General features: G+C 60.3%; 20 protein-coding genes and 5 pseudogenes. 14 read left to right on the forward strand and 11 right to left on the reverse strand.

The window, feature by feature from the left end; genetic code table 11:
* Nucleotides 1-297 carry a hypothetical protein gene (locus tag NGR_RS02450; RefSeq protein WP_012706563.1) on the reverse strand — a complete coding sequence of 99 codons (297 nt, stop codon included), beginning with the start codon at nt 295-297 and terminating at the stop codon, nt 1-3.
* Nucleotides 298-426: 129 nt separating this feature from the next.
* Between NGR_RS02450 and NGR_RS02455 the strand changes: the two genes are divergently transcribed.
* From NGR_RS02455 to NGR_RS02475, 6 genes and pseudogenes are all read left to right on the forward strand, one after another.
* Nucleotides 427-2,196 (forward strand): hypothetical protein, encoded by a 1,770-nt coding sequence (locus NGR_RS02455; RefSeq protein ID WP_012706564.1) that lies wholly within the window; start codon nt 427-429, stop codon nt 2,194-2,196.
* A 139-nt stretch (nt 2,197-2,335) separates the two neighbouring features.
* The gene (locus tag NGR_RS02460) at nt 2,336-3,151 is read left to right on the forward strand and encodes a DUF2092 domain-containing protein (protein WP_012706565.1); all 816 of its coding nucleotides are present in this window, start codon (nt 2,336-2,338) and stop codon (nt 3,149-3,151) included.
* A 2-nt stretch (nt 3,152-3,153) separates the two neighbouring features.
* Nucleotides 3,154-3,435 (forward strand): hypothetical protein, encoded by a 282-nt coding sequence (locus NGR_RS32785; protein WP_240545100.1) that lies wholly within the window; start codon nt 3,154-3,156, stop codon nt 3,433-3,435.
* A 246-nt stretch (nt 3,436-3,681) separates the two neighbouring features.
* A pseudogene (locus NGR_RS02465) lies at nt 3,682-4,943 on the forward strand (alpha/beta hydrolase).
* A gap of 108 nt (nt 4,944-5,051) precedes the next feature.
* Nucleotides 5,052-5,843, forward strand: a complete 792-nt coding sequence (locus tag NGR_RS02470) for a hypothetical protein (protein ID WP_012706567.1) — start codon at nt 5,052-5,054, stop codon at nt 5,841-5,843.
* A 115-nt stretch (nt 5,844-5,958) separates the two neighbouring features.
* Nucleotides 5,959-6,285, forward strand: coding sequence for a DUF2721 domain-containing protein (locus tag NGR_RS02475; RefSeq protein WP_012706568.1), 327 nt, complete (start codon nt 5,959-5,961; stop codon nt 6,283-6,285).
* 368 nt (nt 6,286-6,653) lie between these two features.
* On the opposite strand, the pseudogene NGR_RS32790 reads toward NGR_RS02475, so the two are convergent.
* Nucleotides 6,654-7,238: pseudogene (locus tag NGR_RS32790) on the reverse strand (tyrosine-type recombinase/integrase); the annotation flags it as partial.
* 339 nt (nt 7,239-7,577) lie between these two features.
* Here NGR_RS32790 and NGR_RS02485 point away from each other — a divergent pair.
* Nucleotides 7,578-7,997, forward strand: coding sequence for a DUF1236 domain-containing protein (locus NGR_RS02485; RefSeq protein WP_012706570.1), 420 nt, complete (start codon nt 7,578-7,580; stop codon nt 7,995-7,997).
* A gap of 12 nt (nt 7,998-8,009) precedes the next feature.
* Here NGR_RS02485 and NGR_RS32795 read toward each other — a convergent pair.
* From NGR_RS32795 to groES, 3 genes and pseudogenes are all read right to left on the reverse strand, one after another.
* Nucleotides 8,010-8,404, reverse strand: a pseudogene (locus NGR_RS32795) (trypsin-like peptidase domain-containing protein); the annotation flags it as partial.
* 183 nt (nt 8,405-8,587) lie between these two features.
* A complete protein-coding gene (groL, locus tag NGR_RS02490; protein WP_012706571.1) occupies nt 8,588-10,216 on the reverse strand; it encodes a chaperonin GroEL in 1,629 nt (542 codons plus the stop codon).
* 29 nt (nt 10,217-10,245) lie between these two features.
* Entirely contained in the window at nt 10,246-10,560 is a 315-nt protein-coding gene (gene groES / locus NGR_RS02495; protein ID WP_012706572.1) for a co-chaperone GroES, read from the reverse strand.
* Nucleotides 10,561-10,909: 349 nt separating this feature from the next.
* Between groES and NGR_RS02500 the strand changes: the two genes are divergently transcribed.
* The 3 genes and pseudogenes from NGR_RS02500 to NGR_RS32800 all read left to right on the forward strand — a co-directional run bounded on the left by NGR_RS02500 (nt 10,910) and on the right by NGR_RS32800 (nt 12,376).
* Entirely contained in the window at nt 10,910-11,371 is a 462-nt protein-coding gene (locus NGR_RS02500) for an Hsp20 family protein (protein WP_012706573.1), read from the forward strand.
* A 100-nt stretch (nt 11,372-11,471) separates the two neighbouring features.
* Nucleotides 11,472-11,969: pseudogene (locus NGR_RS02505) on the forward strand (Hsp20/alpha crystallin family protein).
* 221 nt (nt 11,970-12,190) lie between these two features.
* Nucleotides 12,191-12,376 carry an NADH dehydrogenase ubiquinone Fe-S protein 4 gene (locus NGR_RS32800; protein ID WP_240545128.1) on the forward strand — a complete coding sequence of 62 codons (186 nt, stop codon included), beginning with the start codon at nt 12,191-12,193 and terminating at the stop codon, nt 12,374-12,376.
* 114 nt (nt 12,377-12,490) lie between these two features.
* On the opposite strand, the gene NGR_RS02515 is transcribed toward NGR_RS32800, so the two are convergent.
* The 3 genes from NGR_RS02515 to NGR_RS02525 form a co-directional block, all read right to left on the reverse strand.
* Entirely contained in the window at nt 12,491-12,853 is a 363-nt protein-coding gene (locus tag NGR_RS02515; protein ID WP_012706575.1) for an SPW repeat protein, read from the reverse strand.
* A 123-nt stretch (nt 12,854-12,976) separates the two neighbouring features.
* Nucleotides 12,977-13,276: a hypothetical protein gene (locus NGR_RS02520; protein WP_012706576.1), complete on the reverse strand. Its 300-nt coding sequence runs from the start codon at nt 13,274-13,276 to the stop codon at nt 12,977-12,979.
* Between the two features lie 298 nt (nt 13,277-13,574).
* Entirely contained in the window at nt 13,575-14,291 is a 717-nt protein-coding gene (locus NGR_RS02525) for a Crp/Fnr family transcriptional regulator (RefSeq protein ID WP_012706577.1), read from the reverse strand.
* Nucleotides 14,292-14,590: 299 nt separating this feature from the next.
* Here NGR_RS02525 and NGR_RS02530 point away from each other — a divergent pair, with 299 nt between their 5' ends.
* Entirely contained in the window at nt 14,591-14,806 is a 216-nt protein-coding gene (locus tag NGR_RS02530) for a hypothetical protein (protein WP_164923817.1), read from the forward strand.
* A 203-nt stretch (nt 14,807-15,009) separates the two neighbouring features.
* Entirely contained in the window at nt 15,010-16,392 is a 1,383-nt protein-coding gene (locus NGR_RS02535) for an IS1380-like element ISRsp7 family transposase (RefSeq protein WP_012706579.1), read from the forward strand.
* A 310-nt stretch (nt 16,393-16,702) separates the two neighbouring features.
* On the opposite strand, the gene NGR_RS02540 is transcribed toward NGR_RS02535, so the two are convergent.
* Entirely contained in the window at nt 16,703-17,596 is an 894-nt protein-coding gene (locus NGR_RS02540; protein WP_012706580.1) for a LysR family transcriptional regulator, read from the reverse strand.
* Nucleotides 17,597-17,695: 99 nt separating this feature from the next.
* Here NGR_RS02540 and NGR_RS02545 point away from each other — a divergent pair, with 99 nt between their 5' ends.
* Nucleotides 17,696-18,157, forward strand: a complete 462-nt coding sequence (locus NGR_RS02545; RefSeq protein ID WP_012706581.1) for a cupin domain-containing protein — start codon at nt 17,696-17,698, stop codon at nt 18,155-18,157.
* A 68-nt stretch (nt 18,158-18,225) separates the two neighbouring features.
* Nucleotides 18,226-19,063 (forward strand): annotated as a pseudogene (locus tag NGR_RS02550) (arylamine N-acetyltransferase family protein).
* Nucleotides 19,064-19,490: 427 nt separating this feature from the next.
* On the opposite strand, the gene NGR_RS02555 reads toward NGR_RS02550, so the two are convergent.
* Nucleotides 19,491-20,393 carry a PGN_0703 family putative restriction endonuclease gene (locus NGR_RS02555; protein ID WP_012706583.1) on the reverse strand — a complete coding sequence of 301 codons (903 nt, stop codon included), beginning with the start codon at nt 20,391-20,393 and terminating at the stop codon, nt 19,491-19,493.
* 85 nt (nt 20,394-20,478) lie between these two features.
* On the reverse strand, nt 20,479-21,198 hold the full coding sequence (locus tag NGR_RS02560) for a DUF2726 domain-containing protein (RefSeq protein WP_012706584.1): 720 nt from the start codon (nt 21,196-21,198) through the stop codon (nt 20,479-20,481).
* Nucleotides 21,199-21,320 lie beyond the last annotated feature (122 nt).

Consider the following 21,320-nt stretch of genomic DNA (forward strand, 5'->3'; position numbering starts at 1 on the left):
TTAGTACTTTGGCGATCGGGAGATCGGGAAGATGTTCGCCCGCTCCAGCGCCTCGGCAATCTCTTCAGCGAGGTCCTTGATGAGTTCCTCGTATTCGCGGCGTCGCGCCGTACGGAGGTATTCCGGCAGCTGCTCGGCTGCCGCGAGAGCCTCCTCTGCGGCGGCTAAATCATCGCACAGCCCGCGAAAGTTCTCGTCGCGTGCAAGCAATGCCCCAATTTCGGAGCCTAGCGCCGGAAAGCGCCGAGCGGCGGCCCGTAATCCGTTCCCCCCAGGGTCGTCCGACTGCAGACCCATTTTTTCGACCTCTCCGCGATATTTGCAGGTAGAGTATATTGCGTTGGACCAATGCAGGGATGTAGTTTACGCGAGCAAACAGGAGCGCTGGCAGGCAACGAACCTGCCTGGCCTGTGGAGGGGCAGGCAATGGTCCGCACCGGTTCTGTCGAAGTCGAGCCTCCGCCGGCAGCACCATTGCCGACAGAAGCAAAAATTCGTGCGCAGTTAGACCGCATTCGGTCGAGCCCGGAATTCGACGTGCCGGAACGGGCGCGAAGGTTTCTCTCCTATGTCGTGGAGGAAGCCATCGCCGGGCGAGGGGATCGGATAAAGGCCTATTCGATCGCGGTAGAGGTCTTTGGCCGTGACTCGTCGTTCGATGCGCAGAGCGATCCCGTCGTTCGAATACAAGCCGGACGCATTAGGAGAGCGCTTGAACGTTACTACCTGACCGCCGGTCAAAGCGACCCGATCCGCATCACCATGCCGAAGGGGGGGTATGTTCCTGCTTTCAGTCGGAATGATCGCGGCCCGTTCCCGGAAGGGAACGCTCAGGGCAAAACAGACGAGCATAGCGAGCCTTGGGTAGGGCGTTGGAAACCGATCCTTCTCGCCGCCTCCGGCATCCTCATTCTCGCATTCAGTGTACTGTACAGCTTCTCGAGAACCGACGAGTTGGCCGACGCCCCCATGAACTCGGCGGACATCGTGCGGGCGGTGCCGGATGTGCCGCGACTGATTGTGCTGCCGTTCGAGGATCTGTCGCGTACCGGTAGTTCGGACATCGTCGCGAGAGGTTTGACCGATAAGGTCATCGAACAGATCTCCAAGTTCAAGGAAATCGTCGTGATCGCCGGCCACTCACCCGAACCATCGGGGCAGACGCACTCGAGTGGCGACGCCATGGCGGCGCGCTATGCCCTCTCGGGTGGTGTGCGGCTCGACGGTGACAAGCTTCGCCTTACAACCCGTCTCGTCAAACGCGACGACGGTTCGGTCTTGTGGGCCGAAAGTTATAGCGAGAGCCTTCAGGTTCGCAGCCACCTTGACCTCGAAACCAATGTGGCGCGCGCGGTGGCCACGGCCCTGGCTCATCCCTATGGGGTCATTTTCCGAGCGGATGCATCGAAGGCTGCCAACATGCCGCCGGACGACTGGGAAGCCTATCAATGCACCTTGCTCTATTATGGCTATCGTGCCGATCTCAATCCGCAAACCCATACTGCGGTTCAGGGCTGTCTGAAACGGGCAGTCGAAAGATTTCCCGGTTATGCGACCGCTTGGGCACTGCTTTCGCTCACCTACATCGACCAGTTGCGGTTCCGACACCGGCTGGATGCGCCCTCTCCATCGCCGCTCGACCTTGCCATCGGTGCAGCCAGGCGCGCCGTCGAACTCGATCCGCAGAACGTGCGCGGTCTCCAGGCCGAGATGCTCGCCTTCTTTTTCCGCGGTGATGTCGACACGGCACTGAAGATCGGCTCGCGCGCGCTGGCGCTCAATCCGAACGATCCGGAGCTGAGAGCGGAATATGGCCTCCGGCTCGCCCTTTCAGGCGAATGGAAGACCGGCTGTGCGCTCGTCGCCGAAGCTGTCAGCAGAAATCCGGGGCCGATCGGCTACTTCGAGGCGACGCTCGCGCTGTGCTCCTACATGCAGCAGGACTACGCCACCGCCGAGCAATGGATCCGGGCGGCCGACGTGCAGGCCAATCCGCTTTATCATCTCATCGTCGCAGCCATTCTTGGGCAGCTTGAAAAGTCAGCGGAGGCGGCCAGGGAGCGCCGATGGATCGAGGCCCATGCGCCGGACCTTCTGGAAAACATTCGCGGCGAGGTGGCGATGCGAATCCTCCGACCGGAAGACCAAACCCACTTCCTTGAAGGGCTGGCAAAGGCGGGTATCGCTGTTCCGTAAGCCCGCACCGCAAAGGGCGACTAATCGCGTTCGGGGTGGTCACATCGATAGACGTTACACGATGCTACATGTGCTCAGCCCCTCTTCATACTAAAAGTCGCTAAGAAAACGCGGTCCAGACGATGAAGAGGAGGTACGCATGAACAACTCGCGATCGAATGGCCCACCATCGACTGCCCGGCCGAAGAGGGCGCGGCTGGCATCATTGACATTCCTGGTCGCTCTTGCGGTCTCATCCCCTGCACTGGCCGAGGGCGAGGACGCAAAGCAAATCTTGAAGGCGATGTCGGACTACGTCACCAGCCAACAGCACATCCAATTGCAGTATGACGTCGATATCGAGGTGATCACGCCGCACGTGGAAAAGCTTCAGTTCGCCTCCTCGGGCCATCTGAAACTGAGCCGACCCGACAAACTGCGGGCGACACGGAGCGGGGGATATACGGACGTTGAAGTTGTTTTCGACGGAAAGACCGCGACCGTGCTCGGCAAGGACAGCAATACCTTCACCCAACTCGATGCAAGAGGGTCGATCGACCAGATGATCGATCGGCTGAGAACCGAACACTATATTGAATTGCCGGGAGCGGACCTGCTTCTATCCAACCTCTATGACGAACTCGTCGCCGGTGTGATCGAGGCCAAATATATCGGCCACGGTGTCGTGGATGGCGCCGAGTGCGAGCACCTTGCCTTCCGCAATCAGGAGACGGACTGGCAGCTCTGGGTGGAGCGCGGAAACGCACCCATCCCGCGGAAGTACGTCATCACCAGCAAGACCCTCGCCGCGGCGCCGCAATACACCTTGCGGATCAAGGCATGGGATACCGACACGCCGCTCGACGCAAAGGCATTCACCTTTGAACCACCTGCAGGCGCAAAGTCTGTCGACGTCACGGCACTGGCCGATATCGGCGAACTGCCGCCCCCGGCAGAAGTGATGAAGGAGCAATGACGATGGATATACACAAAACGGCAACGCTCGTGCTCACAACTGCTGCCGGCCTATTCGCGCTCTTCTGGGACGGGACGTTTCCCGCTGGGGCACCAAGCCGATTGATATCGCAAGCGGAGGCAAGAATCGGGAGGCCATTAACACCCGTCAGCTACGCCGGTGTCGCGCGCCGCACGACACGGCGCGCCGTCTACGCGGGCGCTGCAGCGTCGACCTACTATGCACCGGCATGCGTACCCGTCCGGGATGCTTACGGAAACGTCGTCGGGTATCGATGCCCTTAGTCGATGCCTCCTGCCGAAATTCGCTCGTCGGGCGTCGCCGCCATTTGCTGCGCCAAGGGTCTGGTCCGCTGAAGATACACGTAGTCGTAAATTACGGCGACCGCCACCGCCAACCCGGGATATCAAGATGACAGTTGGGCAGGTTTCAGCTTGCGCGTCTAACAAGAACGGACTTGTGCCCCTATGAAGCACAGGTCCACCATCCATCCCTTCTTTGGAAATTCTGCGGGACGCGGTTTTGGCGCGCTGGCCGTGGTTGTTCTCGTCACGTCCTTGTTGGCAGCTTGCGCCAGCCGCCCGACGGGCGTGCTTCAACCGGTAACCGCCTCACCGGCCGCCAGCCAGGTCGAGATGCTGGTTGCGACCACGCGAGATCGATCGGAAAATCCCGGCGAGATGTCAGCGGCGAGCGTGCGCTGGCGCCCGCCTTCGCCGAGATCACCGTATCGGTTCCACCCACCGGTGTGAGAAAGGCCGGCGAAGTCGCTTGGCCGCGCAGGCTTCCGCCCAATCCGTCAACGGATTTCGCAACGCTCAAGGCCGAGCAGATCGATCGGACGGCGGCCGAGCAGTGGTTGAGCAATTCCGTGCGCAAGAGCCCGGATCGCAGCGTCCTCGTCTTCATCCACGGCTTCAACAATCATTTCGAGGATGCCGTGTTCCGCTTCGCCCAGATTGTCCACGACTCAGGCGCGCACAGCACCCCGGTACTGGCGACATGGCCGTCGCGCGGCAGCCTGCTTGCCTATGGCTATGATCGAGAGAGCACGAACTATACGCGCAATGCGGTCGAAAGGCTGTTCCAATATCTGGCGCGCGACCCGGAGGTGAAGGAGGTCGCGATCCTCGCCCATTCGATGGGCAACTGGCTGGCGCTCGAATCCTTGCGCCAGATGGCCATCCGCAACGACGGGCTGCCGGCCAAGTTCAAGAATGTCATGCTGGCAGCGCCCGATGTCGATGTGGACGTCTTTCGCTCGCAGATCGCCGACATGGGCAAGCAACGTCCGCGCTTCACGCTCTTCGTCTCGCGCGACGATCGCGCGCTGGCCGTGTCGCGACGCGTCTGGGGCAATGTCTCGCGGCTCGGCGCGATCGATCCGGAGCAGTCTCCCTACTGGGAGGAACTGGCGGCGAACAACATCGCGGTCATCGACCTCACCAAGATCCAGGCGGGTGACAGGCTGCACCACAGCAAATTCGCGGAATCGCCCGAAATCGTCCAACTGATCGGCACGCGTCTGTCGGCCGGTCAGACATTGACCGACAGCCGGCTGGGGCTTGGCGATCACATCGTGGCGGCGACCGCCGGCGCCGCGCATGCGGTCGGGACCACAGCGGGCCTGGTCGTTGCCGCTCCGGCTGCGATCGTCGACCAGAATACCAGGCAAAACTATGCCCACCACGTCGAGGCGCTTGTCGGGCCCGCGGGTCAGGCAACGGGAATCACAACCGACGCCACGTGCAACGGCAGAAATCAGGCCAAGGCCGCAAGTTGCGCTCGGTAGTTAATTCTAACTACGCGTGTCAAAAAGTGTCTGGTCAAACGACGGCACTCGGTCATGATGAAATCAAGGTGAGTCAATGACGATGCAACAGATCTATCGGGGGAAAAGATGACGTCTCGCCTCATTAGAGCTCTGACATTCGTCGGAAGCCTTCTCGCCACTGGCGGGGCCATGGCCGCGGATATCCGTTCACCGCTGACGCCGGAGGTTCAAGAGACGACGACCGAGAGCGGTTGGACCTTCTTGTTTGCGCCTTACTTCTGGGCGGCGGGACTATCGGGGGACGTTGCGCAATTCGGGCTGCCGGAAGCCCATGTCGACGCCAGTTTCAGCGATATTTTCGATCACCTCGATTTCGGGGCGATGGCAATCGGCGAAGCTCGCTATGGTCCCTACAGCATTTTCGGCGATGTCATGTACACCAAGATTTCCGGTCAGACCGGCACACCGAGGGGCATTCTTGCAACCGATGTCGAACTGACGTCCGAGACCTTCGCCGGCCTGCTCGGGGTGGGTTACGCGATCTTTGAGGACAGTTCCGGGCGGCTCGATATCGTCGGTGGCCTGCGCCTGTGGTCGGTCGAAAGCGAACTCTCCTTCCGCGGCGGAATTCTCGACGGGCGTTCCAGAACGGATGACGCGATCTGGGTGGATGGGTTGGCCGGCTTTCGCGGCACCTACTCGATCACGCCGGAAATCTACCTGACAGGTTGGGGGCTTGTCGGTGCCGGTGGTGCCGACCTCGACTGGGATGTCGCCGCGGCGATCGGCTACCGATTCAGCGATACGGTCTCGGCTGTCGCCGGCTACCGCGCCCTCGCGGTTGACTACAGCGACGACGGTTTCGTGTTCGACGTCGTGCAGCAGGGGCCGATCCTGGGCCTGGTGGTGCGGTTTTAAGGGCCGCTGCCGTCGAGCGTTCGCGCCAAATCCAGTGGAACGCGCGCCGACCACTGGCGTGCTGCTTTCCTACCTGAGACGTCGTGCCGTTCCGCCATAATAATGAAGAGCACTCATGGAGCCGCCACCAATCATCAATGATCTTGCCTCCATAATCCAAACCTCTCGGGCGCCCGTGTTTCTCCTCGCCGGTACGGCGGGTTTCGTGAGCGTGTACGCGACTCGCCTTGGCAGGGTATCGGATCGGGTCAACGAGGTAGGGGAGAAGGACGAGCAGAGCGAGGCACGCCGCGCGCAACTGGGCTATCTTCGGCGACGGACTCTCGCCCTGGAAATAGCGGTCGCCTTGGGGACACTGGCTGCCATCTGCACCTGCTGTGCGATCCTGAATCTGCTTTCTGGTGCGCTCGCGCTCGGATTCCGCGAGGAAAATCTCTTTTGATTTTTCGGCGGTGCGATCCTCTCGCTCATCGGGTCCCTCGTGGCGTTTCTTTTCGAGATGATCGCCGCCGGTCGGAACATGTTGCGCCAGATGCGCATGAATAAGGCAACCCTCAGACCAGATTGACTGCCTTGCTACGAAAGTCGCCAGCGGACTTTCGTCAGTGTCAATCTGCTCAGCGCGTCAACGAGTGAGCTTCAGCCAACTCGCTGCGGCTGTCGCCATAGATCTTCCCGTTCCCGGTGACTGCTTATTGTCCGATCCCTGACATGACCGGCGCTACAGGCGAGCGGCGGCTTTGGGTCGACTCTGGCCCTCGGCGGGGCAGCGAGCGGCGCTTCGATGAGAAGCACCGCAATTCGGTAGTACAGTTCAACTTGTTCAGAGATGGCGAGCGCGTCGTCGACCTCGATGCCGAGATACTGTACGTTGCTCTCCAGCTTTTTGTGGCCGAGCAAGAGCTGGCGCGCAAGTTGCCGGTCTTCTTGTAAATGTGCGCCGCCTTCGTCCGCCTCATCGAGTGGGTGCCATAGCGTTTGGGGTCAAGTCCGATGCTCGACACCCACCGCTCGACGATCCTGCCATATTGCCGCGTCGAGAGATGCGGCAATGCGTGCACGCGGCTCGGAAACAGGTAGTCCCGTTCACCGAGCGACTGCCAATCCATGCAGCGACGGCCTCCCGCGTTTGGTCGGTCAGTTCGAATTGTACAGGTCGGCTGGTTTTCCTCTGGATGATGATCGCCCGGTCGCGAACCCTTCCAGAAATCGAAACATCACCAACTGAGATCGCGACGAGATCACAAGCGCGCAATTTGCTGTCGATCGCGAGGTTGAACAGCGCCAGATCGCGCACTGCGCTCAACATCTGAAGGCGGTACGGATGGCCCAGATCTCCTTCGGCTTCAATGGCGGCTTCTGACCGATGATGCGGCCCGAGTTCCAGCTAGATATAGCCTTCCTCCCGACAGCCACCCCCCACACCACAGCGCTCAACTTCAAGCGGATGGATCGTACTTCGAAAAGCAATTGTTCGGGTGGTAGGCAGTCGTTCGCTGCGGCCAGCGCGAACGACTAAGATGCGCGCCATTTGCGGCCATTGCTACCGCCGCGCCGCAAACCATTGGTGCTGGCCGGTGGCTGCAAACCCGGAAACCCGCTCATGGCGGCAAATCTGGCGCCCGCTGCGGCCGCCAGGCGAAGGATATGACGCCTGCGCGCCGGAGCACTGGAACAAAACCTGAAGCGTGCGGTTTGCGCCGGGGAAGGGACGTATAACGAGGAGATTCTGTGATGGAAGGTGTACTCATCAAGGGTGCAATTGTGTTGAGTCTTGGAATTGCCGGGGCAGCTTTTCCTGCTGCAGCACAGAACACATCGAAGAACAGCACGGTCACCGGAGCCGCTGGTGGTGCCGCCGCTGGTGCAGTCATAGGTGGACCAGTAGGTGCCGCTGTTGGAGGCGTCGCAGGCGCTGTCGCCGGAGCGGCAATCGATCCCCCGCCGCCAAAGGTGATCGAATATGTTGAGGCGCAGCCGCTTCCAACTCAGCCGATCGTGATTCAAGAGCAGGTCGTGGTCGGCAAACCACTGCCAGAGACGGTGGTTCTTACCCCGGTTCCCGAAGACAGCCGCTATGCCTATGCGGTAGTCAACGAGAAGCGGATCATCGCTGACCCAAAGACACGCACCGTAGTACAGGTCATTCAGTAAAAAAAACGGACACCCGGTGAGTTCGGCCGCGAACCGGCGGCGGTCCTTCAGGGTCACGACAACCTCGCCGGCGTCCGCGACGACGTGGTGATTGGTGAGGATATAGCCTTTGTCGGCATCAACGATGACGCCGGAACCAGCGCTCAGCCGCTGCCGCTGCTGCTCAGGCAAGTTGAAATATCGACGGAAAAACGATCGTTGTAGAGAGGGTTGGTTTCGGCCGGAGCTCGGGACCTCACCGCAATGTTGACGACTGCCGGCGTGATGTCCTCCAGGACATCAGCGAGGGAACGTTGAGTGCCTGTCGAGATGGCGGCCTACGGCTGTGCCGCCGGTGGCGGCCCAGGAACCATAACGAGGACGAGTGCGGCGAATACGCCAACATATTTCGACGAACGCGTGGTCACGTTTGGCCCCGATTTTTTTTTAAGATCCTCCTTCGGGAGCGGGCTGGCGGTTCCGCGTCCAGCCTGTCGGAGCTATGTCTCGGGCTCGTGCCGACCTGCTCCAAACCTGTTCGAACGCTTTACCCATCGATGGGCAAGGCATTGGTTCACGGGGTCCGCGCCCGTCGGGCGCGGACCCTTCGGTCAGAAGTCCATGCCCCCAGGCGGCATCGGTGGAACCGGTGCTTCCTTCTTCGGCTTCTCGGCGACCATTGCCTCGGTGGTAATCAGAAGCCCGGCGACCGAGGCGGCGTCCTGCAAGGCGGTTCGAACGACCTTGACCGGATCGATTACGCCCTGCTCAAAAAGGTCACCGAACTCGTTGGTCTGGGCGTTCCAGCCATAGCCAAATTCGGTCTTCTCGCGCAGCTTACCAACGATGATCGAACCTTCGGCACCCGCGTTCTCGGCGATCTGGCGCACCGGCGCTTCGATCGCCCGGCGGACAATCTCGATGCCGTGCCTCTGGTCGGGGTTCTCGGTCTGAACTCTATCAAGGGCTTTGACGGCTCTCAGCAACGCGACACCACCGCCAGGCAGCACGCCCTCTTCGACCGCCGCCCGCGTTGCATGCATCGCGTCATCGACGCGGTCCTTGCGTTCCTTCACCTCGACCTCGGTTGAGCCACCCACGCGAATCACCGCAACACCGCCGGCGAGCTTGGCGAGACGCTCCTGCAACTTCTCGCGATCATAGTCTGAGGTGGTTTCCTCGATCTGCGCCTTGATCTGGGCAACACGGCCCTCAATCTCGGTCTTCGAACCAGCCCCGTCGACAATCGTCGTGTTTTCCTTTTCGACGACCACCTTCTTGGCGCGGCCGAGCATGTCGAGCGTCACGTTCTCAAGCTTGATGCCGAGATCCTCGGAGATTGCCGTACCGCCCGTCAGGATGGCGATGTCCTCGAGCATGGCCTTGCGGCGGTCGCCAAAACCCGGCGCTTTCACGGCAGCGACCTTCAGGCCGCCACGCAGCTTGTTGACGACGAGGGTGGCAAGCGCCTCGCCCTCGACATCCTCGGCGATAATCAGCAGCGGTTTGCCGGATTGAACGACCGATTCGAGAACCGGAAGCAGCGCCTGCAGATTGGACAGCTTCTTCTCGTGGATGAGCACATACGGCTCCTCCAGCTCGACGCGCATCTTGTCGGGATTTGTGACGAAATAGGGCGAGAGATAGCCGCGGTCGAACTGCATGCCCTCAACGACCTCGAGTTCCGTCACCGCGGTTTTGGCTTCCTCGACCGTGATCACCCCTTCGTTGCCGACCTTTTCCATCGCTTCTGCCAGGAAGCGGCCGATTTCCGTGTCGCCATTGGCCGAGATCGTGCCGACCTGGGCGATTTCATCGTTTTTTGTGACCTTGCGGGCGTTCCTCCGCAACTCCTCGACCACAGCATCCACCGCCTTGTCGACGCCACGCTTGAGGTCCATTGGGTTCATGCCGGAGGCGACCGCTTTTGCTCCTTCCTTGACGATCGCCTGGGCGAGAACTGTTGCCGTGGTGGTGCCGTCGCCGGCGATGTCACTGGTCTTGGAGGCCACTTCGCGCACCATCTGGGCGCCCATGTTCTCGAACTTGTCCTCGAGCTCGATCTCCTTGGCGACGGTGACGCCGTCCTTGGTGATCCGCGGAGCGCCGAACGACTTGTCGAGCACCACGTTGCGGCCCTTTGGGCCCAACGTCACTTTCACAGCATTGGCGAGAATGTCGACGCCCCGCAGCATCTTCTCGCGGGCTTCGGTGTGGAATCTCACTTCCTTGGCAGCCATTTTTCTACTCCTTCAATCGGCCCGATCGCTCAGGCGACCTTCTTGGCCGAGGCTTCGCTCTCAATCACGCCCATCACGTCGGATTCCTTCATGATCAGCAGATCCTCGCCATTGAGCTTGATCTCTGTGCCGGACCATTTGCCGAACAGAATGCGGTCGCCGGCTTTGACGTCGAGTTCGACAAGCTTGCCGCCGTCATCGCGTGCGCCGGGGCCAACGGCGATGACCTCGCCTTCCTGCGGCTTTTCCTTCGCCGTGTCGGGGATGATGATGCCGCCGGCCGTCTTCTCCTCGGCTTCAATGCGGCGGACCAGGATACGGTCATGCAAGGGACGAAACGTCATGTCGCTCTCCTCGTGGACTGACAGATTTTCAGAGAGTCCTCCCCGCCGCATCCGAGACGAATCCGACGCGGGACGCACGATGTTTTGGCATCGCGCCAATCGATCTGGTTTCCGATTTTTTTAGTTTCAAGAGGGGCGATGAATTTTTTTAGCACTCCATCACATGGAGTGCTAAAGGCATGATTTCGCAGCATCGCCGTCTGCTCTAATCGTCTCGCCTCACCTCTTGACGCGAGGCTCTGTATTTCCCTACTCATTCCTGCCGATGCCAATTGGGTCGGCATGGTCAGGGAGCGCCACGCTTCTTGGCGCTTCCTCGTATCTATGTTGCTCTACGGAGGATGTAGCTATGAGAACAAGCTTCGACTTCAACCCTTTCTACAGGTTCAGCATCGGCTTCGACCGCATGTTCGATCTGCTGGAAAACGCCAGCCTCAATGCTGAGACCTGGCCGCCCTACAACATCGTCAAACTCGGCGAAGATGCCTACCGGATCGTCATCGCGGCAGCGGGTTTTGCCGAAGACGAACTGATGATCACCCATGAGGCGAATATGCTCGTGATCACCGGTGCCAAGTCCGAGGATGAGGAGGTGCAGTACCTCCATCAGGGCCTTGCCGTACGATCGTTCGCGCGCAGATTCGAACTCGCCGATCATGTCCTCGTCGAGGGCGCAAAGCTCGAAAACGGGCTGCTCGTCATTAATCTCAGGAGGGAGATACCTGAGGAGATGAAGCCGCGTCGGATCACCATCGAAACCCAGACGGCGATGACCGCTTCGAAGCAGATCGAAGGCGACAAGGCAGCGTAGACGGCGCACCGCTCGAACGTCGCCTGTCGCCGGGCAGGCGAGGGGAGGGAGACTGCACCGAACCAAGAGGAGAGAATGAAACGAAAGAAAGGATGAAGCCATGAATGTACGTGACCTGATCCCGTGGAACCGTGGCAGCAGCCAGGTCCCGAGCGTCTATCGCGGTGATGAGATGGATCCATTCCTGTCGTTGCACCCGTCTGTTTGACGACGTCTTCCGCGGTTTCGGTCAGCCATCGCCGTTCGGTGGCATGACGCCCCTTAATGGATCGTGGCCGACCGTGGAGGTCGAGGAGAACGACAATGAGATCCGCGTGATAGCGGAGGTTCCGGGCATCGATCCAGACGTATGAAGGTGCTGCTGGACGAGGGGGTGCTTACCCTTCGGGGCGAGAAGAAATCGGACACCGAGGACAAGGAGCGCCGGTTCACCGAGCGTTACTACGGGCGCTTCGAACGGCGGCTGGCTCTTGGTCGCCAGGTCGATGAGAACAAGGTTGCCGCGACGTTCAAAAACGGTGTGCTCGCAGTGCCGTTGCCGAAGACTGAGAAGGCGCGAGCCAACGTCAAGCGGATCAGCATCGATAGAGACAAATAGTGCCACCGCCCGCCGACCGGGCATCGATTGCCCGACCGGCTATTCTCGTTACGAAATCGACGTCATGATGGAATTCCGTTCTCGACAGGGAAAATCTGGTAGCGCTGATCGGAAGTTCGCAAAGCAGGTAAGCGACAACCAGCACCCCGCGGCTGACAAGGACCCTCCACGGCCGAGCATCGATGCGGGTAGCACGCATCTTTCGTCCCTCACGCTCCGTAATGACGTCGGCGCGCGTTTCTAGACGACCTTGGCTGCTGGTGTTCGAACGGAGAGTCCCGCCGACGATCGATCATCTCATCGGCTATACCGGCGGGAGTGACACGCTCACGCAGGTCGAACTGCGCTTCCCGTCTCGCGATACCGCGGTTGCCTACGCCTGGATGACAGGAGCCGCTAGTGTTTAGGGGAGCAGTAAATGGCTTTGGCCGAAGCGCTGCACCGTTCTTGACGGCGAATGTTAGGTTCCCATCGTCAATACGGAACCGCCCGCCGCTGCAGCGGCGGGCGGTACTCTCGGATCATACATGGGCGTGCGGGTTCTGCCGATAGTCCCAGAGCGCCCAAGCCGACACGGCTGCCACGAGCACACCGAGGACCACATGGGTCCACATCGCGTTGATGTTCGTCGCGAATTGCAACAGCCAGGGCGAGACGATCAGCCAGATCCCGAGCACCAGGTTGGCCCACTCTTCCCACTCCGCAAACGCCGCGAGCGCGGCAATTGCCAGAGCGCCGAGCACGATGCCAACGATCCATGCGTTCCACGCCGGCATGGTCTCAGGCGCGAACCCGATCACCCACGGTGAGACAAACAGGGCGACAGCGAGCACCAGATTGAGCCAATCCTGTGCTTTCTTGCCCTCCATCAGTCCGTTTTCCATGACAACCTCCACGAATGAAGCTTGTTGACGGTGTTTTTGCGTTCTGCGCACGCTGCGTCACACGATGTAATTTTAGGCGAATTTATATTCAAGAGGTGATTTTTGCTGGCAGGCGCCGGCGCCCTAAAAATAGCTGACACTCAGCGGGCCAACATATTCGATGCGGTATCCTTCGTCGCGCGCGTTTCTCATGAACCGGTTAGCCCCGGTGAGACAGGTTCTGAACGCGTCGTTTCGCACAGGAGAATCTGGCCGATACTCGGTATTCAGCCATTTCAGGGCGCGATCGGACAAGGCTGAGATCTCCCAAATTCGCTCGGCTTTCTTCTGGATGCGGAAGTCGGCTGCAGTGGTGAACTGAGTGGAAAAGTGCGTGCTACGTGAAGCTGTACGCGCCTGAAACGAAACGACTGAATGATTCATGTTTCTCCTCCCATGCATTCTGTCGGATTTCTTTTGGGATGTGGCATGCGCAGCCGCTAATTTAGAGGTCCTAACGCTGGCGTCCAGTCAACAGGCCTGTTTCGTACGGTGGCGGACACGGACGTCCGTTCGAATCCGTGCAGAAGGGAGTTCACGGATGGAGCATTGGGGCAGGCGCGAGCCCGACCAAAGCGTGGCTTGCATCGAACTTGGCCTCTCTCGCAAAGAGGGGCCTTTCTTCTGAGCAAGGGACACCTTCGGCGATCCCAGCAAGCGGGAGGGTATTGCGCCAAGGCCCTCAAAAGAGCCCGGACATGAGACGCTGATATTCTTTCTCGGGTTTGCCGTATGCGTCACGCGCGAACTCTTCGAGGTCCGCGCGGTTGCGGATGACAATCTGCCCTCTCAAGGAACGAATGAAGCCGTTGCCCTCAAGAATGTGGAGCGCTGTCGTGACACTCGGACGCCGGACCGCTAGCATCAGCGAGAGGAACTCGTGCGTGAGCGGGATTTGGTTTCCGGGAACGCGATCGTGACACATCAAGAGCCACCGGGCGAGCCGCTCGTCGACACCGTGAACGGCGTTCGAAATGGCTGTGTAAGTGAGTTGGATCGAAAAGGCCTCGATGCAGCGGATCATGACCCTGGCAAAATTCCGGTTCCGCTCCATCCAATACCGGAACAAAGAGAACTCCATCCGATGGGCATCCCCGTCGATCTGCATGACCACCTGGTGGACGCTCAGCTCCACGCCCATAGCTGCGGATGTCGGGACATAGCCTTCGCTGCCGAATATGCCCGCCTCCGCTCTGTTGCCCTCAGGCGTCGACGCGATAAGGGAGCCGATGCCGGACGTCAGAAAGTAAACGTGCTCGATTGGCTCGCCTGCGTTCGCTAGAAGCGCCCCCCTTTGTAGATCGACATATTCGAGCTCGCCCGCGATCTGCAGATAGTCGGCTTCAGGGAGAAGCGCCAGCAACTGGTTGCGCAGCGGGCTCTGAGAAGTAACTGCCATTTAGCTCCCCGGCGAATGAGGCTCGGGAGTAGCCCTCGCCACCTGGACCCCTGTTCACTCTATCACAGTAACACAGGCGCCGTTGGGCGCCTATTTCTCAGGTCGATCTGGATGGGCCGGCAGACAAATTGGTTCGAAATGCTTCAGAGAATTGGTGCGGGCTGTCGCCGCAGTAGTCCCCTTCCGTACGGTATCAGACCCTGGGCGTCTCGGCGTTCTATTGACTCGTTATTCGCCTTAACAAGCGTAGAGTCCACTTGACGCAAGGCCCGGCAGGTTGGGCGCATGAAGGAGAAATCATGAGAAGCGCTCTGGATTTCGGATTTGAACCGATCGGGCCCGACGAACTGGAACTCATCGACAAGGTCTTCAAAAGCGAGTTGCAAACAAGGGCATTGCCGAGCGACGGCGAACAGGCGGAGGTGCTCGCGGCGACGCTGATCCGTGCCTATCAATCGGGGATTCGTGATGCCAGCGGTCTCAGCGCAGTGGCGAAGTCCGCCCGGAGTCCATAGGCCGGCTCACTGCACGTTGATGTTTTGGTTGGTGGTAAGCGCCCGGTTTCCGGCGCGATCATGTCCGGAAAATAGCGACGCTGCGGTGAGCCTTCCGGTGGATACTTTAGCCTGAATATCTCAAAGTAAGAGGTGCATCGGGCCCGCGAATCTGAGAAACTTCTTTTGCTACAAAGGGTTATCAGATTCGTTGAGGGGGTCCGATGCAAACACACTGTATCGCCGAGCAGCTCGAATTTGAAGGCTTCGACGGTCACAAAGTGGTCGCTGGTTTCGACGGCGGAGCGATCACCTCGGATGCCGGCGCCCTGCTGCTTCGCCATGTCGATGGGGTCATCGGACTGTTCGACCGGGTGGCCGCTTGCTTCGTTGATGACCGCGATCCGACGTGCACGGTCCACAGCGTGCGCACGCTGGTCGGGCAGCGCGTTGCGGCGATCGCGCTGGGCTACGAGGATGTCGATGACCACGACAGGCTGCGCCACGACCCGGTGCTCGCGCTTCTGTCGGAGCGGCTGACGCCGAAGCGGCAAGACTGTGCGGTGCTTGCCGGCAAATCCACCTTGAACCGGCTGGAGCACGGCCGTCTCGGCCAGCCGACGCGCTATCACAAGATCGCTTACGACAGGCAAGCGCTGGAAGCGCTGTTCATCGAGCTGTTCCTGGACGCGCACGACAGCCCGCCTGAGGAAATCGTGCTCGATCTCGACGCCACCGATGATCCGCTGCACGGTCACCAGGAGGGTCGGTTCTTTCACGGCTATTACAACTGCTATTGCTATCTGCCGCTGTACATCTTCTGCGGCCGCCACCTGCTTTCGGCCAAGCTACGGCGTTCGAACATCGACGCCAGCGCAGGCTCGGTCGCCGAAATCGATCGTATCATCGGGCAGATCCGCCAAAGCTGGCCAAACGTGCGCATCATCCTGCGCGCCGATTCCGGCTTCGCCCGCGACGAACTGATGGACTGGTGCGAGACCAACAAGGTCGACTATGTCTTTGGCCTTGCTCGCAACCCGCGGCTGGAAAGGCAAATCGCGCCGGCCATGGAGGAAGCAAGCCTGTTATCCCAGGCAAGCGCCCAGGCGACCCGCGTCTTCCGCGACTTCCTGTGGTCGACCAAGGACAGCTGGACACGACGACGGCGGGTCGTTGGAAAAGCGGAATGGACGCTGCTGGGCGCCAATCCGCGCTTCATCGTCACCTCCCTTAAGTCAGAGCGCTGGGCGGCACAGACGCTTTACGAGGATCTCTACTGCGCCCGCGGTGACATGGAGAACCGCATCAAAGAATGCCAGCTCGATCTCTACGCCGACCGCACCAGCGCCCACACCATGCACGCCAATCAACTGCGCCTCTGGTTCGCCTCGTTGGCCTACGTGCTGATCTGCGCCCTGCGCCGCCTTGGCCTTGCCCATACGCGGCTCGCCGAGGCGACCTGCGGCACCATCCGGCTGAAGCTGTTAAAGATCGGCGCCCAGGTCCGCGTCTCGGTGCGTCGCATCAAAATCGCGATGGCATCCGCCTGTCCCTATGCCGACGAATTTGCACTGGCACACGCCCGAATACGTGCCGCGGCCCGCTGATGCCGCCGGCCTGAAACCCTTCCGCAACCAGAACAGGAGACATCGCCGAACCCAGACCCGCCGCTCACAGTGGCGCCGACTCCGTTCGTCTTCGAAGCCGGAGCGCCAAACAGGCGTCCCGGCGGGCCGAGTTGCGCCACCGGCGCTAAAGGCGGTGAGAGAAGCGGGTTAGGGCAGCACCAGACATCGCCGCGGCCATCAGAGAGCGGCTGCAACGGGTCGAGCGTTGGTCTTCAGCGGGGCGTCCGTGAGAGCCTCCTGTCGCTTCTGCTCATTCTCACATTCATCCGGAGCGCGGGTTTCGCCTCGGCTACGGCCGCAGTTTGCCTGCCAGAAACGAGACGAAGCGTCGGACCTTTACCGCAATATGGCGATTGGCCGGATAGACCGCTTGCAATTGTATCGTGCTGATATGCCAATCGGGGAGAAGACGTATCAACCGGCCCTGCCTGAGGTCTTCGCCAACGATAAAGTCGGGCAGGAGGACGATACCCACTCCCAGCAAGGCGGCGTCGCGCAGGCCAAGGCTGTGATTGAGTTCCAGCCGAGGCACGATTGGAATGCGAAACTCCTCACCGTTCCTGCTGAACGGCCAGATCCGCCCCCATCTTAGTTCGGCGAAGTGGAGACAGGAGTGGTGGGCGAGGTCGTGCGGCGACTCCGGCGCACCATGTTCGTCAATATAGGCGGGCGAAGCGCATATTACGATTTGCGATGTCGCCAGTTGCCGGGTGATGAGATTGATATCGACCTCGAGGCGACCTCGAATTGCAAGGTCGAAGCCATCCTCGACCAGGTTCACGGCCCGATGCGACAGGTCCAGCTCCAGGGACACAGCCGGGTTGAGCTTGAGGAACTCCGAAACTGCCGGCACGATCACCAGATGCCCGAGATCGGGCGGCGCGGACACCCGCAACCGCCCGACGGCTTCCTTCTGGAACGAGGTTGCCGCCCGTTCCGCCTCTCTTATCTGCGGCAGGATACCCGAAAGGGCTTCCCGGTAGGCGGCGCCCGCCTCGGTCAGAACGACCTTGCGCGTCGATCTCTGAAAGAGGCGGATGCCGAGGCGATCCTCGAGCTGCCTGACCTGGGCTCCCACCGTCGCACGCGACATGCCCAGTTCGTCTGCCGCCTTCGTGAAGCTGAGATGCGTGGAAACCGTTAGGAAGGCGGCAATCCCGTCAAGCGGATCCAGCGTTTTCATGAGAGCGATTATCCGTTCAATAATGTCAATTTATCGCTCTTATCATGAGACGGAGCACAAAGTAATCGATGGGTGTCCTCAAGCAGAAGGAGACCCGACATGAAGACATTCACCTATGCGGCGGTATCACCGCCCGACCATGGAACGCCGGCAGCGGCGTTCGGCAAACACGTCATACGCATGTTGGCGGCCAATACAGGCGGCGCGCTGGGCATGCTAGAGGCCATCGTGCCGCCCGGAGAAGGCCCGCCGCTTCATGTGCATGAGCGAGAGGACGAGTTCTTCCGCGTCCTGTCCGGCTGCTTCGGCTTCTGGTGTGCCGGCGACTATGTCGAACTGGCGGAGGGTGGCTGCATCGCGTTGCCACGCGGCGTGCCGCATCGATTCCGGAACATTGGAGAAACGGAAGGCCGTCTGATGGCCGTCGTTACCCCCGGCGGGTTCGAAGCCTTCTTTCCGATCATCGAGCTCTGCAAGCCCGAAACGCCCGAGCAAATCGCCTCCGTCGCAATGGCTTTCGGCCTTACGTTCCTGCCCAACGAAGATCGTAAGGTCGCCTGATCCGGCGACAGGCCGTCCTGAAACACAGCGTCGAGAGTCTCAACAACGGTCCATCGAAAGGAGCAAGAATGACACACGTGCCTTCAAACGAAAACGGAATGTCCCTGACAACCAGCCAGTTGGACACCTATCTCGCAAGGATCGGAGTCGACCGGCCGGTTTCTCTCGACCTTAACACCCTGTCGAGACTGCACCGTGCTCATCTCATGACATTCACCTGGGAGGCGCTGGATGCCTTCATGGGATGGCCGTCCTCGATGACCCCGGCGTCCGCCTTCGCCAAGATGGTGGAGGGCAGGCGTGGCGGCTGGTGCTACGAGATGAACGGTCTCTTTGGCGCAGCTCTTGATGCGCTCGGCTTCCGGGTCACCCGTCTTTGCGGTGGCGTTGATCGTGAAAAACTGGGCGACATTGCCATCGGCAATCATCTGACGCTGCGCGTCGATCTCGACCGCCCCTATCTCGCCGAGGTCGGCGTGGCCGACGCCATCATCGAACCCGTGCCGCTTGCTGTCGGACCGATCAGCCAGCGGGGTTTCGATTTTTCAATCATGCCGACGGAGGACGGCTGGCTGCGCTTCAATAATCATGTGCATGGAATCGCGCACAGTTTCGATTTCCGGGCCGATCACAGCCTCCATGGCCGCGACGCGTGCCTGGTTGATGCGAGATCCAGGATCGCCCTTCACAAACGCGCTGGCAGTCATGCGTCATACCGCGGACGGCTATGTCGCCCTGCAGAACGACCGCTTGCGCACCGTCACGCCCAACAGCGTTAGCGAACACCGCATCACAAGCGCGGACCATCTCGCGGACGTCTTTGAGACCATTTTCGAACTCGACATTCCCCGGCCCGGACGTATCTGGAACAAGGTCCAGGCAATTGGCCGCGACAAGGCGGCCTGAATAGGCGGCAGCCTTGCAACACTCTGGAACTCGAGGAAACATCAATGCTTCGCATAGCCGCATTCTGTATCGGTTTCGCACTGAGCACGGTTCTCACGGTTGCCGCAGGTTCGATGAGCAGGCCCCCGCCGGTGGCTCTCCGTTGAACTTGGCTATCGGGGTAGCTCAGGGTCAACATACCCTGATAGGTCGGTTTGATTGCCGAACGACTGAGGATCGGCGCAAAGCGGTTTTCCACGGTTCGATCTATGAAAGTCGCCTTTGGGTCGAAGCGAGTCGTCTTCACGAGCTCTGTGCGCCTTGTTGCGAGGATGTTCACGTTCTGGGCTCAGAAGATCGCATAATGTCGTCTGGAACCGGATGCGGGTGCAGGGGCGTCGTGCGAAAATCCGAATTTAGGGAGTAATAAGCAAACCGCTGCAATCTGCTAGCGGGTGGCGACGGCGCTCTCAGGCTGCTGTGATGAGACCCTCGTAATTTTTTCGCCGACCCACTCGGAAAGATCGGTCCAAAGCTGCTGATCCAGCCCCACTTGGCGAGCGATCTCGATGATCTCCTGATAGGAGATCGGCGTGATTGCGGCTTGGCCGCCGCCCAGCCTGGCATCAAACAGGCCCAGTTTTGCCTTCCGGGCCGTCGGGAAATTTGGGTGGTCGGCGAAGGCGGCAACTGCGGCGGCGTGAAGGTTGCGGTGCTTGCCTATGGCTGCCGCCAGCACCGCGTTGCGCATCCACTGATAGGCGTCGCCGGCGAAAGGACAGGGTGCATACTCGGCCGTCGGATCCAAATCGAAGAGCTTAGGGATGTAATCCCAGTAGCGAATTCCCTTGCCTGTCAGGGTGCAGCGGGACCGGACGCCGTTGCCGGGATTGATCTGGTCGCTGTAGCTCCCATTGCACTGGGGCTTTCCAGTGCGGGACGCGGCAGTTTGGTTACATTTCCCTCCCGTCTCGGTAAACTTGCATTCGATAATCAGTGCCGCCTTGGAGCCAACGGCAAGGGCGTCGACTTGTGTCGGTCGGAGCTCGCGCAGGAGGCGATCGCCATCAGTCCATTCGAGGTTTATCGACCAGGGACCGCCGGGCGGCACGCCAACTTGCCTGGCGATGGCGTCGAGGATCCGGTCGCGATCAGTGCTCATCTTGAGCGTGCCGAACACATCAATGGCAATGGCTTGCGACGAATGCGCCTTGTGCGCCTGAACCCGGTTTTCACGGTCACGATGCCAAGGGAATGACCGCCAGTCGCTGATTGCTCCGTGACTGGCCGAAAACAGGTTCTGCCGAACTGCCGCGAAATCAATATCAAGAGCAACTGGCCATTCAGGCATCAAGCAACCTTCCAATGCGGGGGAGCCACTCCGACCCCGCTGGTGGTCGTGGCTCGTGATGCGCAGAATTCGACGAGGCAGGGAGCTAGTTGACATTCGGCTTTTCCACTAGCTTTTCGATCAAGCGCCTCAGCTCCGCCGGGGTCGTTTGGCCAGCCACGACCTCGTGGTAGCCGATTCCGGCGCGACGGAGAGCCTCTTTCTTGATGGCGTCGCGCGCGGCCGCGGCGCCCTGGTGGTGCGCACCACCCTGATACTCAATGGCGTGCCGAGGCTGGCAGTTTCCGTCGACCAGGAGCAGGTCGACGCGTTTTGAATTGATGCAGCTATGCGCGACCGGATCCTTGCTGCGGATGATCTCGCCCATAGAAACTTGGGCCATCACCTGCCATGTCGGGTTGCAGCCCATAACGACTCGGTCGAGTTCCTTGAACACGCGCGCTTCGCTCTTGTTGAGGAGGGGCTGAATCGTGAAGTTTGCGCCCATCACGATGCGCAACTGTTCGGCAGCATCGGGCTTTTTCGGCGGCTCCGGAACGAGTGCTGGCAGCCACGGCCCAGTGACGATGCTCGCGCCGCCACGCTTTTCCTGCCAGCGTGTATTGGCCCGCCAAGCCTGCCGCCGCATCGCGGACAAACACTGCTCAACGGCCATGCCAACGATGACCCCGACGAACAGAGCGGCGACCAGCAGCTCGGGTTTCTCGAAGTCGCTGACGGTCATGCCGCCAGAGACGACCACCGCGACCAATCCAACAACGAGCCAAGGTGCCGCGAACAGCACCGACTTCTGGCGATAGTGCATGCGCTTCTCCGCTCTACGCGCCAAGATAGTAGAACGCTTCGTCAAACGGCGAAAAGCTACACAAAGTAGTTAGTCCGACCTGCGGGTGCCTACGCGGTGGGCACTTCAAAACTCCGCTGAGA

The organism is Sinorhizobium fredii NGR234, assembly GCF_000018545.1.
In the GTDB taxonomy this organism is placed as follows: domain Bacteria; phylum Pseudomonadota; class Alphaproteobacteria; order Rhizobiales; family Rhizobiaceae; genus Sinorhizobium; species Sinorhizobium fredii_A.